The organism is Sphingobium sp. RS1, assembly GCF_056156825.1.
The window spans coordinates 2864179-2879450 of sequence record NZ_JBLZXE010000002.1 but is presented as its reverse complement, the minus strand read 5'-3'; the positions used below and the strand labels follow the sequence as shown (position 1 = coordinate 2879450).

Sequence of the window (15272 nt, the reverse complement as noted above, 5' to 3'; positions counted from 1 at the left end):
GGGGAGAGCACAGACATGCAGATGGACCTGCGCACCGTCACCATCACGCCGCAGCGACAGACTTACGGCCATGTCGCCCGCCATATTGGCGGCGACAAGCCGGCCAGCCGCTATCAGGAGGGAACGATCGGCCTCCAGACCACGGGCAACCAGCATTATCGCCCGCTCTGGGATCCCAAGCATGACTATTTCGACGAAAGCCGCACGCGGCTCACCATGGCGGACTGGTACGCCTTCCGCGACCCGCGCCAATATTATTATGGCAGCTACGTTCTGGCCCGCGCCAAGCAGCAGGAAGCCGCCGAAGCCGCTTTCGATTTCGTGGAGACGCGCGGCCTTGCCGATGCGCTGCCGGACGATATCCGCGCCCTCGCGCTCGACCTGATCCTGCCGCTGCGCCATGTCGCCTGGGGCTGTTCGATGAACAATGATTTCGTCGCAGCCTATGGCTATGGCACCGGCATCACCCAGCCGGCGCTCTATTATGCGATGGATCAGCTAGGCATTGCCCAGTTCGACACGCGGCTCGGCCTGCTGCTGGCCGAAGCAGATGCGCTGGACAAGGCGAAGGATGCTTGGCTGAACGACGTCCGCTGGCAGTCGTTGCGCCACCTCGTAGAAGACCTGTTCGTCGAGCAGGACTGGTTCGAGCTGTTCGTGGCCCAGGACCTTGTCCTCGACGGACTGCTCTATCCGCTGGTCTTTCAGGCGATCATCGACGACGACCTCGCATTGCGCGGCGGCGCGGCGGTCGCCATGGTGACGCAGTTCCAGAATGAATGGGCTGCCGAAACCCGTAAATGGGTCGACGCACAGATCAAGGCCGCCTGTGCCGACAATCCCGCAAACGCGGCGCTGATCGGCCGGTGGATCGCGAAGTGGAGGCCCCGCGCCGCCGCCGCTCTCTGCCCGATCGCGGAACTGGGACTTGGCGAGCGTTCCTCCGCGACCATGGATGAACTCTGCGCTGCGCTCGACGCCCGCGCCGCCAAGGCGGGGGTGAAGCCATGAGCGAGGTCCGTTCCACCGTGTTCCTGGCACTCCAGGCCAATGACGACACCCGCCCGGTCGTGGAAGCGATCATGGCGGATAACCCCGAGGCCAAGCTGGACCACCAGCCCGCCATGGTCCGCATCAGCGCGCCAGGCACGATGATCGTGCGCCGCGAAACAGTCGAGGAACTGATGGGTCGCGATTTCGACCTTCAGGAACTGCACATCAACATCATCTCGCTGTCGGGCCATGTGGACGAAAGCGACGACGAACTCACGCTTAGCTGGGAGCGGTAAGCCATGGATATGCCCGTCGCCAAAAAGAAAAAACTCGGCCTCAAGGAACGCTATGCGCTGATGACGCGCGGCTTGGGCTGGGAACCGAGCTATCAGTCGATCGACGACATCTTCCCGATGGACCAGTTCGAGGGGATCAAGATCCACGACTGGGACGCATGGGAAGACCCGTTCCGCCTGACCATGGACGCCTATTGGAAATATCAGGCGGAAAAGGAGCGCAAGCTCTACGCCATCGTCGACGCCTTCGCCCAGTCGAACGGCCATCTGACGCTGTCGGACGCCCGCTATATCAATACGGTGAAGCTGTTCGTGAACGGCTTCGCGCCGCTCGAATATATGTCGCACCGGGGTTTTGCCCATATCGGCCGCCAGTTCCGCGGCGTCGGCCCGCGCGTCGCCTGCATGATGCAGTCGCTCGATGAAATGCGCCATTCGCAGACGCAGATCCACGCGATCAGCAACTATAACCGCTATTATAGCGGCATGGCGGAGTTCCGGCACCACCATGACTATCTGCCCTATCTTCAGGTGCCCAAAAGCTTCTTCGAGGATGCGGCGACTGGCGGCCCGTTCGAGTTCATCGTCGCGATCGGCTTTGCGTTCGAATATGTGCTGACCAACCTGGTCTTCGTGCCCTTCATCTCGGGCGCGGCCTATAATGGCGACATGGGCGCGATGACCTTCGGCTTCTCGGCCCAGTCGGACGAGGCGCGGCACATGACGCTGGGCCTGGAAGTCATCAAGTTCGTGCTGGAACAGGATCCGGCCAATGTCCCCATCGTCCAGAAATGGCTGAACAAATGGACCTGGCGCGGGGTGCGCCTGCTCAGCCTCGTCGCGATGATGCAGGATTATATGCTGCCCAAGCGGGTCATGAGCTGGGCCGAAGCGTGGGAAATCTATTTCGAGGAAAATTGCGGCGCCCTGTTCCGCGATCTCGCCCGCTACGGCATCACCATGCCCCCATGCGTCGAGCAGGTCCGGCAGGAACGCGATCACCTCAGCCACATCGCCTGGTGCCATTTCTATCAGGCGCGCGGCACCAGCGACTTCCATGTCTGGCTGCCGTCGAAGGAGGATATGGACTGGCTGTCGGCCAAATATCCCGACACGTTCGACCGCTATTACCGCCCGCGCTTCGAATATTGGGCGCAATGCGAGGCGGAAGGGAAGCCGTTCGAGGCGACCGCGGTGCCGATGCAGTGCCAGGTGTGCCAGATTCCGACCATCTTCCCCGAGCCGGGCGACCCGACGACGCTGTGCCAGCGCCACTCGCACTATAAGGGCGAGCAGTATCATTTCTGCTCCGATCATTGTCAGGCGATCTTCGAAGACGAGCCGGAGAAGTTCATCCAGGCGCATATCGCCGGGCATGAAGTGTTCAAGGGCAACGCCTTCCGCCCCGGCACCGATCCAACCGCCGAAGGCTTCAACCCCGCTGCCGAGGCGCTCGCCTTCTTCCGGATCGAGCATGGCCGCGACAACGGCCTGCACAACGGCTCCACCGACGAAGCGAATTTCGACCTGTGGCGCGGGCTGGCGAAGGCCAACGACTGACGAGCGCCCAATACCCCCACCTCCGTTCGTTTCGAGCGTAGGCGAGAAACGCAAAGCACAGCGCTAGCCGCTTCTCGACTAGGCTCGAAGCGAACGGAAGGGGGAACCAGAATATCCAGGAGAGAGCCCATGGCCGTCACCGCCATCGACACCTATGAATTCGAGCCATCCGACAAGGTCGAAAACTTCCACGGCGCGCACCTTCTTTACGCCGGCTGGGACGGGCACCTGCTCTTCTCCAGCCCCTATGCCTGGCCGCTCCCGCCAGACCTGCCCTTCGCCCATTTCGTCGCCGGCCCCATGGCGAACATCTTCGGCCAGCATCCCGACTGGGCAAAGATCGAATGGAGCGCGGCCATCTGGACCCGCAACGGCGCCGCCTTCACGCCGGACATGGGGGCAAGCCTCGCCGCCAACGGCCTCACCCACAAGGATTCACTGCGCTTCCGCACCCCCGGTCTCGACGGCCTTGCCGGAGCCGGCCTCTGATGAGCTACACCCTCACCATAGACACCACCGGCGACGAGGTGGAGGTGGAAGACGGCCAGACCATCCTCGACGCCTGCCTGCGCGCGGGCATCTGGCTGCCTCATGCCTGCTGCCACGGCCTGTGCGCGACCTGCAAGATTCAGGTCACGGACGGCGAGATCGACCATGGCGAGGCGTCCAGCTTCGCACTCATGGATTTCGAACGCGACGAGGGCAAGACGCTGGCCTGCTGCGCGCGCCTGGAAAGCGACGTCACGATCGAGGCGGACATAGAGGAAGACCGCGACGCGCTCGGCATTCCGGTGGAGGATTATGAAGGCATAGTCACCCGCATCGACCCGCTGACCCCGACGATAAAGGGCATCCACATCGCCCTCGACCGTCCGATCCGCTTTCAGGCCGGCCAATATGTAAGCCTGACGCTGGGGGAAGAGGGCGTCCTCACCCGCGCCTTCTCGCTTGCCAGCGACCCGAACCAGCCCGAGCGCATAGAACTCAACATCCGCATCGTTCCTGGCGGCATCGGCACCACCTGGATCCACGAGCATCTGAAGGAAGGCGACCGCGTGAAGCTGTCCGGTCCCTATGGCCGCTTCTTCGTCCGCCACTCGGCGCAACTACCCTTGCTGTTCCTAGCTGGCGGCTCCGGCCTGTCTTCGCCGCGATCGATGATCCTCGATCTGATCGCCCGCAACGAAACCCTGCCGATCACGCTGGTCTATGGAGCCCGCAGCCTCGAGGAACTCTATTATCACGAAGAGTTCGAAGCCCTCGCCCAAAGCCACCCCCATTTTCGCTACATCCCCGCTTTGTCGGATACCCCCGCCGACAGCGACTGGCCGGGCTATCGCGGCTATGTCCACGATGCCGCCAAGGCCGCCTTCGACAACGACTTTCGCGGCCACAAGGCCTATCTGTGCGGGCCTCCGGTGATGATAGAAGCCTGCCTTTCCACCCTGATGCAGGGCCGCCTGTTCGAGAAAGACATCTACACCGAAAAATTCTTCTCCGCCGCCGACGCGCAACAGGTGCGTAGCCCGCTTTTCAGGCGCATCTGACCGGTTTTTGCGTTACTACCGACACAAGAGCCGCCGATAACAGTGGCCAGGAAGATGAGAGGGTAAGGCATGGCAAGCAAGGCGGTCGCCGATCCGGTGGATCGGATCGACCTCTGGTCCAAATTGCGGTTCGACCCCGACACCGGCACCGTGTGGCTGGACGAACAGCGCATGCTCCTCCTCCATGCCGGATCGCTGGGCGCCCTGCGCGCGGAAATGGTCCGCACGCTGGGTGAAACCCGCGCCGGCCCACTCCTCATGCGCATGGGCTATCAATCCGGCATCCAGGACGCCGAAATCGCCCGCAAGCTGGTGGGCGACCGCGATTATGAGGATGTCTTCCTGCTTGGCCCCCGCCTGCACAAGCTGGAGGGCCTGGTGCAGGTCGAAACCATCTGTTGCGACCTCGACCTCGACGCCGGCAAGTTCCACGGCGAATTCCACTGGACGCAAAGCTGGGAAGCGGAAAGCCAGATCGCCCATTTTGGCCTGGGCGATCACGCTACTTGCTGGAACCAGCTGGGCTATGCGTCGGGCTATGTCAGCGCCTTCATGGGCCGCCCGGTCATCTTCCGTGAAACGATGTGCAAGGCAAAGGGCGACCCGCATTGCACCATCATCGGCGAGATCGCCGCCGACCTGCCGCAGGACGACCCCTATCTCAAGGCCATGCACCCGGACGATATCGCCGGCCAGTTGCGCGCCATGGCGGAAGAGATCGGTGAACTGCGCGCGTCCCTGCGCCGCGAAAAGCAGACGGGTTCACTGATCGGCCAGTCTCCCGCTTTCCTCAAATCCCTCAATCTGCTGCGCCGCGCCGCCGACAGCCCGATCACCGTGCTGCTGACCGGCGAGACGGGTGTAGGCAAGGAGGTCTTCGCCCATTGGCTGCACGAGAACGGTCCGCGCCGCGACAAGCCTTTCGTCGCAATCAACTGCGGTGCGATCCCCCACGACCTTGTCGAAAGCGAGCTGTTCGGCGCGGAAGCCGGTGCCTATACCGGGGCCGGCCGCCAGCGCATCGGCCGGTTCGAGCGCGCCGATGGAGGCACCCTCTTCCTCGACGAAGTCGGCGACCTGCCGCTCTCCGCGCAGGTGAAACTGCTCCGCGTGCTCCAGACCGGTGAAGTCGAGCGGCTGGGCGGCGAAAAGACCCGCCATGTCGATGTCCGCATCGTCGCCGCGACCAATTTGGACCTGACCGCCGCGATCGAGGCGAAAACCTTCCGCGCCGACCTCTTTTACCGCCTCAACCCCTTCCCCATCCCGATCCCCGCCCTGCGCGACCGGATCGCCGACATCCCCCTTTTCGTGGAAGCCCTGATCGAGCGCCTGTCCAAACGCCACGGCAAGCCGGTGCGCGGCATCTCCGATCAGGCGATGCGTGCGCTCACCGCCTATCGCTGGCCGGGCAATGTCCGGGAACTGGAAAATGTGCTGGAGCGCGGCGTGCTGCTCGCCGAACCGGGCGGGCGGATCGACGTGGATACGCTCCCGATCTTGCCGGAACCCGATGCCCGCGAACAGGCCCTTGTTCGTCCCGACGGCCGCCTGGCGCTGACCGGCGCAGCATTGATCCCCGACATCGAAAATGCCCCGCTCATTCTCGCAGACTATGAGGGTGCCCTCGTCGCCGAAGCGTTGCGCCGAAGCGAGGGCAATATCGCCGACGCAGCCCGCTTGCTCGGCATGACCCGACGACAACTCGACTATCGTCTGAAGCAGGATCAGGGGACGTGACGCTTGTCGCAGACCCTCGCGACTGGACATGGTCCGCCCGACCGGCGTCAAGCCAGTCCACTCTACACCAATGGGCTACGCTCATTTCGCAGGAGATTGCCGAAATGGCTATCGACAGCGATGTCGGGTCGCATTTCTCCGCCAACTGGACCCGCTACGGGCTAGGTCCAGTGGAACTCAACTTCCTGCGCTGTAGCCCGCAAACCGTGACACGGTCGCTCGAAATGATTGCGCGTGGCAGCTTGCGCAACTTCGAACTGCTATACGCTCGCAGTGGGATGATAGGTGTCGAGCATGGCAACAGCAGGGGCCTTGTACCGCCAGGCTGCTTCGTGCTGCTGGACGACCAGCAAGCCTACCGTCTCGACTTTCCGCAGGGCAGTGACTGTCTGACGGTGCGTATGCCGGAAGATTGGTTGCTCGACTGGATGGCCGGCGCGCATGATCTGATCGGGCGCACGATCGGCCTGCTATCGCCTTGGGGACGGCCGCTTGCCGGACTGCTCACAGCGATAGCCGACGGGGGTCTGACGCAAGCCAGTCTGTCGCGCGCTGTGATAGCCGACCAGCTGGGCGGCATGGCGGGCATGCTGGCGGGCGATGCCGAGGACGCCGGGCGCGCGCGCCCCAGCCTCGCCAGTCGCGCGCGCGACGTGATCCATGCCCTGCATGCCGATGCGGAACTGACCCCCGCGCGCGTGGCCGCCGAACTGTCGGTAGGCGTGCGACACCTGCATCGCGTGCTGGCGCGATCGGGCGACAGTTTCGGCCGATGCCTCAACGCCGCCCGCATCGCCGCCGCGCAGGGCATCCTTGCAAGTCGTGAAGGCCGCGACATGCCGATCGGCGAAGTCGCCTGGCGGGTCGGCTTTGCCGACCAAAGCCATTTCGCGCGGCTTTTCCGGGCAGCGCACGGATGCAGTCCGATGCGTTATCGCCAAGGCAGCAGGTCGCTGACATCCTGAAATCAGGTCACTGTCAGGCGCGCCGAACGACATCCGCCATGGCAGAATGCTCCCAATGATGAGGGGAGGACGCGGCCATGTTCCTGCGCAATGCCTGGTATATCGGCGGCACGTCCACCGCGCTTGACGCCGCGAAGATGCTGGCGCTGACGCCGCTGGGTGAATCGGCAGCGCTCTGTCGCAAGGTCGACGGCGCGCCCGTGGCGCTGGAAAATCGCTGCATCCACCGCATGACGCCGCTGTCGCTCGGCTGGGTCGACGGCGACAATCTGCGCTGCATGTATCCCGGCATGCTGTTTAACGATCGCGGTCGCGCGCTGGAGATACGGCGGAACGCTATGGCGGCGAAGCGTCCGATCGCGACGATCCCGCGCTGCTCTACGAACATTATGTCCAGCAGGCCGTCACATCGATGACCGCGCTCGATTTTACGCGCCAGCCGATGCCACCCGTCCGGTCGGCCGCATGACGCTGATCCGGCGCTTGCTCCATCGACTTGCCCTTTGGCTCGACGCCTATGGCCGCATCCATCTTTCCGCCCATGCCGCCCCCGGCGATGGCCCCGCACAGGAAGACTGACCCCTTATGTCCAGACAGGCGCTTCTCGTCCACGCCCATAGCGAAGCGGACAGCTTCGTGACCGCCATGCGCGATCGTATCGCCGACACCCTGACCGCGTCGGGCTATGGCCTGCTTCAGTCCGACCTCTACGCCATGGGCTGGAACCCGGTGCTGTCGCCCGCTGATTTCGGGTCGCGTCGCGATCCCGATCATCTGACCTATGCGCTGGAGCAGCGGCACAATCATCACGCCGGAACGCTGGCATCTGACATAATGGTGGAGATAGAGAAGGTGCAGGCGGCCGACTTGATAGTCTTCACCTTTCCGCTGTTCTGGTTCAACCTGCCCGCGATCCTGAAAGGCTGGATCGATCGCGTTTTTGTGTCCGGTCCTTTCTATGGCGGCAAGGCGATCTACTCGCGTGGCGGCATGGCCGGCAAACAGGCGACGGCCGCCTTCAGCCTGGGCGGTCGGGACTATATGTTCGGCCCGCAGGGATTGCATGGCACGCTGGTGGACGGCTTCCTGCGGTCTTTCTTCCAGGGTACGCTTGGCTATGTCGGCTTCGAAGTGATCGCGCCTTTCGTCTCCTATCATGTGCCCTATCTGACATCGGAACAGCGTGGCACCCTGCTGGACGATCTTGGCACTCGTTTCGGAATGCTGGACCAGCTGCCCAGAATCACCATCCCGGACCTGTCACAGTTCGGGGATCGCTTCGAACGGCTCTGAGGTCGACAAATGCCGGGCCGGTATGCCTCGGCTTCAGGGTTCCCAACATTCCGTCAGTTTGAGGAGGTAAGCCTTGCGTTGCCGAGGCAGGCCGGACAGCACCGTAATGGGGCCGGCATAAATGTCAGGATGGTCGTTCTCGTCCTGCCGGCTGGCCGGCATGAGAATGGGTATAGGGGCGCCCGGCGATGTCATCGCCAGCAATTGCGCCGGCACACGGAGCGCCGGTCCGGCCTTGGCGAGCCGCTGATCCAACATATGCACTGTGGCGCCATGTTCCGACGCGGCAGCGAGATGCAGGGCGTCGCCGGCGCTAAGCCCAAGCTGTACTGATCGGCAAACCGCGCCGCCGTCCGAAACTGCCCGCCCGTCACGGGCAGCACGGTGACGCTCTCCGCAACAAGCTTGTCGAACATGGCGGGTGCCGCCGTCAGCGTTTGAAGCAACGCGGCGTCGATCGGCTTGCGGGGTCCGGCCACGGCCGTGAGTCGCGCAACCGGCGTGCCATCCTCGCTTGACCCGTCTCCCTCCATCGGGAACATCCTGTCCCATGACCGACACGCCGCCCCTCGGCCATCCCGTCTATCGGGACATGCCAACCACCATCTTCGAACATATGTCGGCCCGCGCGCGGGAAACGGGCGCGATCAATCTGGGGCAGGGCTTCCCCGAAGGCGCCGGGCCGCCGGACGTTCTGCACGCCGCCGCCGACGCGCTGCTCAGCAAATCCAGCCAATATCCGCCAATGCCCGGCCTCATCGAACTGCGCAGCGCGATCGCCGCTTATTATGCCCGCCACCAGCAGCTTGACCTGACCCCGCAGGAGGTCATCGTCACCTCCGGCGCGACCGAAGCGATCGCCGCCAGCCTGCTCGCACTGGTGCAGCCCGGCGACGAGGTGCTGATGCTCGCCCCGCTCTACGACGCCTATCTGCCGCTGGTGGAGCGCGCCGGCGGCGTGGCGAAGGTGGTGAAGCTGACCCCGCCCGACTGGCGCGTCACCCGTGAGGCGCTGGCGGCGGCGATCGGCCCACGCACCCGCCTCCTCCTCATGAACAACCCGGTGAATCCCACCGGCATCGTCCTGCGCCCCGAAGAGCTGGCGCTCCTGGCCGATCTGTGCGTCGCCCATGACCTGATCGCCATCTGCGACGAGGTCTGGGAGCAGACCGTTTATGACGGCGTCGCCCACCAGCCGCTGATGGGCTTTCCCGGCATGCGCGACCGCACCGTCAAGATCGGGTCGGCAGGCAAGGTCTTTTCCGTCACCGGCTGGAAGGTCGGCTGGATGTGCGCCGCGCCGCCACTCGCCACCCTGCTCGCCCGCGCGCACCAGTTCCTGACCTTCACCACCCCGCCCAATCTGCAATGGGCCGTGGCGGAGGGCCTCGGCTGGCCCGACGCCTGGCTCGACAATCAGCGTGCCACGTATCAGGCATCGCGCGACCGCTTGGCGAAGGGCCTCGAACAGGCGGGCTATGTCGTCCAGCCCAGCGGCGCCACCTGGTTCCTCTCGATCGACCTGCCCGCCTCTGGCATCGCGCTGGACGATGTGACCTTCTGCAACCGCATCATTGAGGAAGCCGGCGTCGCGGCGATCCCGATCAGCGCCTTCTATCCGGCGGACCCGGTCACGCATCTCGTCCGCCTCTGCTTTGCAAAGACGGACGCGACGCTGGATCAGGCGATCGAGAGGCTGGCGACTTTCCGCGCGGCGCTTGGCTGACGCAGGATCGCCGCGCCCAGCAGCAGCATCGCGACCAGCAGCAGCCCCTGCGCCACGAGGAAAGGCGGCTCGGTCCCGGTCGGCGCAAAGACATTGAGCGCCGGCACCTTCTGGAAGCCCTGCACCATCAGTACGAACAGGTTCATCCACAGCGCGGCAGTGGCGCTCACCGCGTAGACGCCCCGCGCCCGGCCGCGCAGCTTCAGACCATAGAGCGCGACAAAGGCAAGGGTCAGCACCAGCGTTGAGACGATCCCCACCCCGATCGCCGGCGTGAAGCCCCGGAACGGAAAGAGAAAGCCCGTCAGGCTGGTGAGCAATGTGGTGACGAGGAAGATCGCCTGCGTCCGGCGCAGGAAAAGCCCCTTCGCCTGAGCGCCCAGCGCCACCACGCCAGCGACGATGCCGATCAGGCTGATCGCGACATGCAGCGCGATGAAGGCGGGAATGGAAAGACCGAGGATCATGATATGTCTCCTAGTTTCCAGAAATCCGTTCGGTTCGAGTAGCCCCTTCGACTGCCTGCAAGGCAGGCGCTCAGGACAGGCTTCGAGCGAAGCCGAGAAGGCGTATCGAGAACGGGTTCTCGACAAGCTCGAACCGAACGGAGGATTGGGTTCACGCCCGATAGCGCGCCGCCGCATCCTTGCGCGACAGGTTGGGCCGCAACGCCACCCGCGCCGCCAGATAGGCATCGAGGTCGCCCCGGTCGGGCAGCGCCGGAATGGTGATCGGCTCGCCCATGTCCAGCCCGGCCAGCGCGGCGTCGACCATCACCTCGACATCCATCACCATCGCAGGCGGAATGCTGGCGATCTGCTCTGCGGTCCAGATGGCGGTGCGGGTGATGCCCGGCAGCACCGCCTGCACCTTCACCCCCTTGCCGCCCAGTTCGACCTGCAACGCCTCGGTAAAGGCCAGCACATAGGCCTTGCTCGCCGGATAGACCGCCGTGAAGCCATCGGGCATCAGCGCCGTGACCGACGTGATGTTGATGAGCGTCCCCGCCCCCTTTGCCGCGAAGCGCGGTGCCACCGCACGCGACAGCCGCGTCACCGCCAATATGTTGAGGTCAATGAGGCCGGTCAGATAGGCCGGGTCCGTCTCGACGAAACTCTTTTCCCCGGCGATCCCCGCATTGTTGATAAGGCCGGTAATGGCGTCGTCATCGCGCAGCCGCGCCTCGATCCGGGCGAGATCGTCCGCCTTGGACAGATCGGCCGCGATCACCTCGACCGCAACGCCGGTGCCACGCAAATCAGCGGCCAGCGCCTCCAGTCTCTCGGCCCGCCGGGCGACGAGGATCAGATTGGCGCCGCGCCTGGCAAAGCGATCGGCATAGACCGCGCCGATGCCATCCGACGCGCCAGTGATGAGGATGGTTTCCTGAGTCATGTTCAATCTCCTTCGATTCATACCCCTCCTCCGTTCGTGCTGAGCTTGTCGAAGCACGCGCGCGCACGGAGGAAGTGATGGGTTTTTCAGCCGTTAATGAAATCGAGCAGGTCGGCGTTGAACCGATCCTGATGCGTCTGGGTCAGCCCATGGTCGGCGCCTTCATAGACGATCAGCACCGCTTGCCGGACGATCTTCACGGTGGACAGGGCAGACGCACCGATCGGCACGATCTGGTCGTCATCGCCATGCAGGACGAGCGTGGGCACATCGACCTTGGCAAGGTCCGCATGGAAATCGCTTTCCGAAAAGGCGCGGATCGAGTCGAGCTGGCCTTTCAGGCCGCCCGTCATCCCCTGCCGCCAGAACTCGTCCCTGATGCCTTCGGAAATCACCGCTCCATTGCGATTATAGCCGTAAAAGGGAATGGTCAGATCCTTGAAGAACTGGCTGCGATTGTCGAACGTGCCCTTGCGGATGCCGTCGAACACATCGATGCCCAGCCCGCCCGGATTGGCTTCGGTCTTCAGCATCAGCGGCGGCACCGCGCCGATCAGCGCCAGCTTGGCGACCCGCGCCGTACCATGGCGGCCAATATAGCGGGTGACTTCGCCGCCGCCCGTCGAATGACCCACCAGCACAACGTCCTTCAGGTCCAGCGCCGCGATCAGGTCCGCCAGATCGTCGGCATATTGGTCCATATTGTTGTTGTCCCACACCTGATCCGACCGGCCATGGCTGCGGCGGTCATGGGCGATGGTGCGGAAACCCTGATTGGCGAAAAACACCATCTGCGCGTCCCAGGCATCGGCCGACAGCGGCCAGCCATGGGAAAAGACGATCGGCTGGCCATCGCGCGGCCCCCAATCCTTGTAGAAGATGCGGGTGCCGTCCATGGTGGTGATGTAATTGCTCATGATGAAAGTCCCTTCTGTCTCGCAAAAGAGCGTCCTCACGCCCTGTGCTTGCAGAAATAGGGGGAATGGCAGAGGATCGGGATTGGCGGTTCCGACATTAAGCGGGCCGATTCCGACAAAGGGGCTATCATGACCGCTGCGCAACCGCCTCGGGCCGAAATCGGCATCCTTCTCTATCGCGACTGCCAGCAGGCGATGGTCCATGGCATGACCGACCTGCTCGCCATCGCGGGCCAATATTCGCGCCAGCATGGCGGCCCGCTGGTCCGGGTCAGCCATTGGCAGATGCGCAGCGACGGCGGCTTCGCCCGCTGCCACGACACGCATGACGGCCTGCCCGGCACGCCCGACATCTGGCTCATCCCCGGCCGCCTGACCGGCGTGCCGGAGGCTGAGGAAGCCGCGCCCTATGCCCGCTGGCTGCTCGATCGCCATGCACAGGGCGCCACCCTCGCCTCCAATTGCGGCGGCGCCTTCCTGCTCGCCGCCACCGGCCTGCTCGACGGCAGGCCCGCGACGACCCACTGGTGGTTCGCCGAAGCCTTCCGCACCCGCTTCCCTGCCGTGAAGCTGGATTGCGACCGGATCGTCATCGACGATGGCGACATCATCACCGCCGGCGGGCTGATGGCCTGGACCGATCTTGGCCTGCGGCTGGTCGACCGGCTGCTCGGCCCCACGGTGATGCTCGACACCGCCAAATTCCTGCTGGTCGACACAGCCGGGCGCGAACAGAAGCATTTCGCCCGCTTCATGCCGCGCATGACCCATGGCGACGAAGTGATCCTGAAGGTGCAGCACTGGCTCGCCGCCCGTGAAGCCAGGCCGCTCAGCGTCGGCGAGATGGCGGCACAGGCTGCCTTGGAGGAACGCACCTTCCAGCGCCGTTTCAAGGCCGCGACCGCGATGACGCCGATCGAATATGTCCAGCATCTGCGCATCGCGAAGGCGCGCGAGCATCTGGAATTTACCCGGCGCAGCATCGACCAGATCGCCTGGAGCGTGGGCTATGAGGATGCCGCCGCCTTCCGCAAGCTGTTCCACCGCCTCGTCGGCCTGTCGCCGGGCGACTATCGCCAGCGCTTCGCGGCGCCGGCCATGCAGGCAGCCTGATCCTATATATAGTTAGCTAACTATCGAATTTACCCTGTGCGATTTACCTGTCTCACTCGCTGTCTCACTTGCGGCCACCGCCGCCGCCCGCTAGGTTCCCGTTTCGTTCCAGACAAGGATATGCAATGGACAGCCTGGCCGCCCTCTTGATCGTCATCGCCCTGCTGATCGGCCTCGCCGTCGGCTGGCTGCTCCGGGGCAAGGCACTGGCACCGCTGGCCGCCGAAAAGGCCGATCTCGCCGGCAAGCTGGACCTCGCCACCAGCCAGCGCAACGGCGCCATCGCCGAACTGGCGGTGGAACAGGAACGCGTCCATCAGGCCGCAACCCAGATTGCTCGGCTCGAAACCGCACAGCAGGCCGCCGACCAGCGGATCGACGCGATGCAGACCGCCGCGACGCAGAAGCATGAAGCGCTGCAAGCCGCCGCCGCCCAGCGCATCGAAAGCATTCAGGCCGACCGCGAAGCTGCCCTGCGCGAACTGGCCGCGCTCAAATCCGACACCCAGGCCCGCACCCAGGCCTTCGAACAGCAGATCGCGGCGCTCAGGGACGCCAAGGAACAGCTGTCCGCCCAGTTCAGCGAGATTGGCGGCAAGCTGCTGGATCAGGCCCAGACCCAGTTCCTCACCCGCGCCGACCAGCGTTTCGCGCAGGCTAACGAGAAGAGCGAGGCGCAGCTGAAAACCCTGCTCAATCCGGTCGAAACCACCCTGAAACGCTATGAGGAAGGGCTGGCCCGCGTCGAGAAGGATCGGGTCGGCAGCTATGCCGAACTGCGCGAGGCGGTGCAGCAGGTGCATCTGGGGCAGGGACAGGTGCGCGAGGAGACGGCCAAGCTGGTCAATGCCCTGCGTGCCGCGCCCAAGACCCGCGGCCGCTGGGGCGAGCAGCAATTCAAGAATCTCATCGAAACCGCCGGCCTCTCCCCCTTCGTGGACTTCAAGGAGGAAGTGTCGGTCGCGGTCGAAGCCAATGGTTCTGAAACTCGGATGCGCCCCGACTTCGTCATCAACCTGCCTGGCGATCAGCAGATGGTGGTCGACGTCAAATGCTCGCTGGTCGCCTATCTGAACGCCGTCGATCAGGTCGATCCCGCGCTGCGCGACGCCCATATGCTCGACCATGCCCGCGCCATGCGCACCCATGCCGACGCGCTGGGGCGCAAGGCCTATTGGGAACAGTTCGACAAGGCGCCCGACTTCGTCATCATGTATGTGCCCGGCGACAATTTCGTCACCGCCGCGCTGGAAGCCGACATGGACCTGTGGGAACGCGCCGCCAAGAATCGCGTCATCATCTGCGGCCCCGCCACCTTCCTCCCCCTCGCCCGCACGCTGGCGGGCCACTGGCGGCAGGCCAAGATGCAGGAACAGGCGCAGCAGGTCGGCCAGCTCGGCAAGGAATTGTATGAGCGCCTCTCCGTCGTCGCCACGCATCTCAAGCGCCTCGGCTCCGGCCTCAACAGCGCCGTCTCCAATTACAACAGTTTCATCGGCAGCTTCGAAAGCCGCGTCCTGTCCACCGGCCGCAAGTTTCGCGACCTCGACATCGAAACCGGCGGCAAGGAGATCGAGGCGATGGAGCCGCTCGACGTCATCGCCCGCGACGCACAGGCGGACGAAGCCAAAGCGCTGCCGGCCGCCGAATAAATAAAGCAGGAACAAGCCTCCCCGCCCCGCGTATCTTCATCAGAAGCGGCACAGACAAACATGTCGCGGGTCGGA

The 15272-nt window shown here is 64.3% G+C and carries 16 protein-coding genes; 12 read left to right on the top strand and 4 right to left on the bottom strand.

All coding sequences use genetic code 11. The annotated features are described in order from the left end of the window. The first annotated feature begins 15 nt into the window (after window positions 1-15). The 9 genes from ACNHGR_RS15880 to ACNHGR_RS15840 all read left to right on the top strand — a co-directional run bounded on the left by ACNHGR_RS15880 (window position 16) and on the right by ACNHGR_RS15840 (window position 8394). Window positions 16-1011 carry a ferritin family protein gene (locus ACNHGR_RS15880; protein WP_475287343.1) on the top strand — a complete coding sequence of 332 codons (996 nt, stop codon included), beginning with the start codon at window positions 16-18 and terminating at the stop codon, window positions 1009-1011. Continuing rightward, the gene (locus tag ACNHGR_RS15875; RefSeq protein ID WP_475287342.1) at window positions 1008-1289 is read left to right on the top strand and encodes an MmoB/DmpM family protein; all 282 of its coding nucleotides are present in this window, start codon (window positions 1008-1010) and stop codon (window positions 1287-1289) included. Before ACNHGR_RS15880 ends, ACNHGR_RS15875 begins: the two co-directional genes overlap by 4 nt. Window positions 1290-1292: 3 nt before the next feature. Beyond that, a complete protein-coding gene (locus tag ACNHGR_RS15870) occupies window positions 1293-2849 on the top strand; it encodes a YHS domain-containing protein (protein ID WP_475287340.1) in 1557 nt (518 codons plus the stop codon). A 129-nt stretch (window positions 2850-2978) separates the two neighbouring features. Beyond that, window positions 2979-3338, top strand: a complete 360-nt coding sequence (locus ACNHGR_RS15865; RefSeq protein WP_475287338.1) for a phenol hydroxylase subunit P4 — start codon at window positions 2979-2981, stop codon at window positions 3336-3338. Continuing rightward, a complete protein-coding gene (locus tag ACNHGR_RS15860; protein WP_475287336.1) occupies window positions 3338-4396 on the top strand; it encodes a 2Fe-2S iron-sulfur cluster-binding protein in 1059 nt (352 codons plus the stop codon). Before ACNHGR_RS15865 ends, ACNHGR_RS15860 begins: the two co-directional genes overlap by 1 nt. Window positions 4397-4465: 69 nt before the next feature. Beyond that, entirely contained in the window at window positions 4466-6136 is a 1671-nt protein-coding gene (locus tag ACNHGR_RS15855) for a sigma 54-interacting transcriptional regulator (protein ID WP_475287335.1), read from the top strand. Continuing rightward, window positions 6133-7101 (top strand): helix-turn-helix domain-containing protein, encoded by a 969-nt coding sequence (locus ACNHGR_RS15850; protein ID WP_475287333.1) that lies wholly within the window; start codon window positions 6133-6135, stop codon window positions 7099-7101. The genes ACNHGR_RS15855 and ACNHGR_RS15850 overlap by 4 nt, the downstream gene beginning before the upstream one ends. 77 nt (window positions 7102-7178) lie before the next feature. After that, the gene (locus ACNHGR_RS15845; protein WP_184269207.1) at window positions 7179-7517 is read left to right on the top strand and encodes a Rieske 2Fe-2S domain-containing protein; all 339 of its coding nucleotides are present in this window, start codon (window positions 7179-7181) and stop codon (window positions 7515-7517) included. Window positions 7518-7686: 169 nt separating this feature from the next. Beyond that, window positions 7687-8394, top strand: coding sequence for an NAD(P)H-dependent oxidoreductase (locus ACNHGR_RS15840; protein WP_184269203.1), 708 nt, complete (start codon window positions 7687-7689; stop codon window positions 8392-8394). Window positions 8395-8427: 33 nt separating this feature from the next. Here ACNHGR_RS15840 and ACNHGR_RS15835 read toward each other — a convergent pair whose 3' ends face one another. Beyond that, window positions 8428-8652 (bottom strand): hypothetical protein, encoded by a 225-nt coding sequence (locus ACNHGR_RS15835; RefSeq protein ID WP_475287331.1) that lies wholly within the window; start codon window positions 8650-8652, stop codon window positions 8428-8430. Window positions 8653-8944: 292 nt separating this feature from the next. Here ACNHGR_RS15835 and ACNHGR_RS15830 point away from each other — a divergent pair, with 292 nt between their 5' ends. Further along, window positions 8945-10120: an aminotransferase gene (locus ACNHGR_RS15830; protein WP_475287329.1), complete on the top strand. Its 1176-nt coding sequence runs from the start codon at window positions 8945-8947 to the stop codon at window positions 10118-10120. Here the strand turns inward: ACNHGR_RS15830 and ACNHGR_RS15825 are convergent. The 3 genes from ACNHGR_RS15825 to ACNHGR_RS15815 all read right to left on the bottom strand — a co-directional run bounded on the left by ACNHGR_RS15825 (window position 10075) and on the right by ACNHGR_RS15815 (window position 12432). Next, window positions 10075-10587, bottom strand: a complete 513-nt coding sequence (locus ACNHGR_RS15825; protein WP_475287328.1) for a hypothetical protein — start codon at window positions 10585-10587, stop codon at window positions 10075-10077. The genes ACNHGR_RS15830 and ACNHGR_RS15825 overlap by 46 nt on opposite strands. A gap of 151 nt (window positions 10588-10738) precedes the next feature. After that, on the bottom strand, window positions 10739-11515 hold the full coding sequence (locus tag ACNHGR_RS15820) for an SDR family NAD(P)-dependent oxidoreductase (protein WP_475287326.1): 777 nt from the start codon (window positions 11513-11515) through the stop codon (window positions 10739-10741). Window positions 11516-11601: 86 nt separating this feature from the next. Then, window positions 11602-12432 (bottom strand): alpha/beta fold hydrolase, encoded by an 831-nt coding sequence (locus ACNHGR_RS15815; protein WP_475287324.1) that lies wholly within the window; start codon window positions 12430-12432, stop codon window positions 11602-11604. Between the two features lie 129 nt (window positions 12433-12561). Here ACNHGR_RS15815 and ACNHGR_RS15810 point away from each other — a divergent pair, with 129 nt between their 5' ends. Then, entirely contained in the window at window positions 12562-13545 is a 984-nt protein-coding gene (locus tag ACNHGR_RS15810; protein WP_475287322.1) for a GlxA family transcriptional regulator, read from the top strand. Between the two features lie 125 nt (window positions 13546-13670). Further along, window positions 13671-15197 (top strand): DNA recombination protein RmuC, encoded by a 1527-nt coding sequence (locus tag ACNHGR_RS15805; protein WP_475287321.1) that lies wholly within the window; start codon window positions 13671-13673, stop codon window positions 15195-15197. Window positions 15198-15272: the final 75 nt, after the last annotated feature.

What these genes read in the sequence shown, in the direction of transcription:
- ACNHGR_RS15880 (WP_475287343.1), top strand. Translation starts at nt 16, where the DNA reads ATGCAGATGGACCTGCGCACCGTCACCATCACGCCGCAGCGACAGACT.
- ACNHGR_RS15875 (WP_475287342.1), top strand. Translation starts at nt 1,008, where the DNA reads ATGAGCGAGGTCCGTTCCACCGTGTTCCTGGCACTCCAGGCCAATGAC.
- ACNHGR_RS15870 (WP_475287340.1), top strand. Translation starts at nt 1,293, where the DNA reads ATGGATATGCCCGTCGCCAAAAAGAAAAAACTCGGCCTCAAGGAACGC.
- ACNHGR_RS15865 (WP_475287338.1), top strand. Translation starts at nt 2,979, where the DNA reads ATGGCCGTCACCGCCATCGACACCTATGAATTCGAGCCATCCGACAAG.
- ACNHGR_RS15860 (WP_475287336.1), top strand. Translation starts at nt 3,338, where the DNA reads ATGAGCTACACCCTCACCATAGACACCACCGGCGACGAGGTGGAGGTG.
- ACNHGR_RS15855 (WP_475287335.1), top strand. Translation starts at nt 4,466, where the DNA reads ATGGCAAGCAAGGCGGTCGCCGATCCGGTGGATCGGATCGACCTCTGG.
- ACNHGR_RS15845 (WP_184269207.1), top strand. Translation starts at nt 7,179, where the DNA reads ATGTTCCTGCGCAATGCCTGGTATATCGGCGGCACGTCCACCGCGCTT.
- ACNHGR_RS15840 (WP_184269203.1), top strand. Translation starts at nt 7,687, where the DNA reads ATGTCCAGACAGGCGCTTCTCGTCCACGCCCATAGCGAAGCGGACAGC.
- ACNHGR_RS15835 (WP_475287331.1), bottom strand. Translation starts at nt 8,652, where the DNA reads ATGTTGGATCAGCGGCTCGCCAAGGCCGGACCGGCGCTCCGTGTGCCG.
- ACNHGR_RS15830 (WP_475287329.1), top strand. Translation starts at nt 8,945, where the DNA reads ATGACCGACACGCCGCCCCTCGGCCATCCCGTCTATCGGGACATGCCA.
- ACNHGR_RS15825 (WP_475287328.1), bottom strand. Translation starts at nt 10,587, where the DNA reads ATGATCCTCGGTCTTTCCATTCCCGCCTTCATCGCGCTGCATGTCGCG.
- ACNHGR_RS15820 (WP_475287326.1), bottom strand. Translation starts at nt 11,515, where the DNA reads ATGACTCAGGAAACCATCCTCATCACTGGCGCGTCGGATGGCATCGGC.
- ACNHGR_RS15815 (WP_475287324.1), bottom strand. Translation starts at nt 12,432, where the DNA reads ATGAGCAATTACATCACCACCATGGACGGCACCCGCATCTTCTACAAG.
- ACNHGR_RS15810 (WP_475287322.1), top strand. Translation starts at nt 12,562, where the DNA reads ATGACCGCTGCGCAACCGCCTCGGGCCGAAATCGGCATCCTTCTCTAT.
- ACNHGR_RS15805 (WP_475287321.1), top strand. Translation starts at nt 13,671, where the DNA reads ATGGACAGCCTGGCCGCCCTCTTGATCGTCATCGCCCTGCTGATCGGC.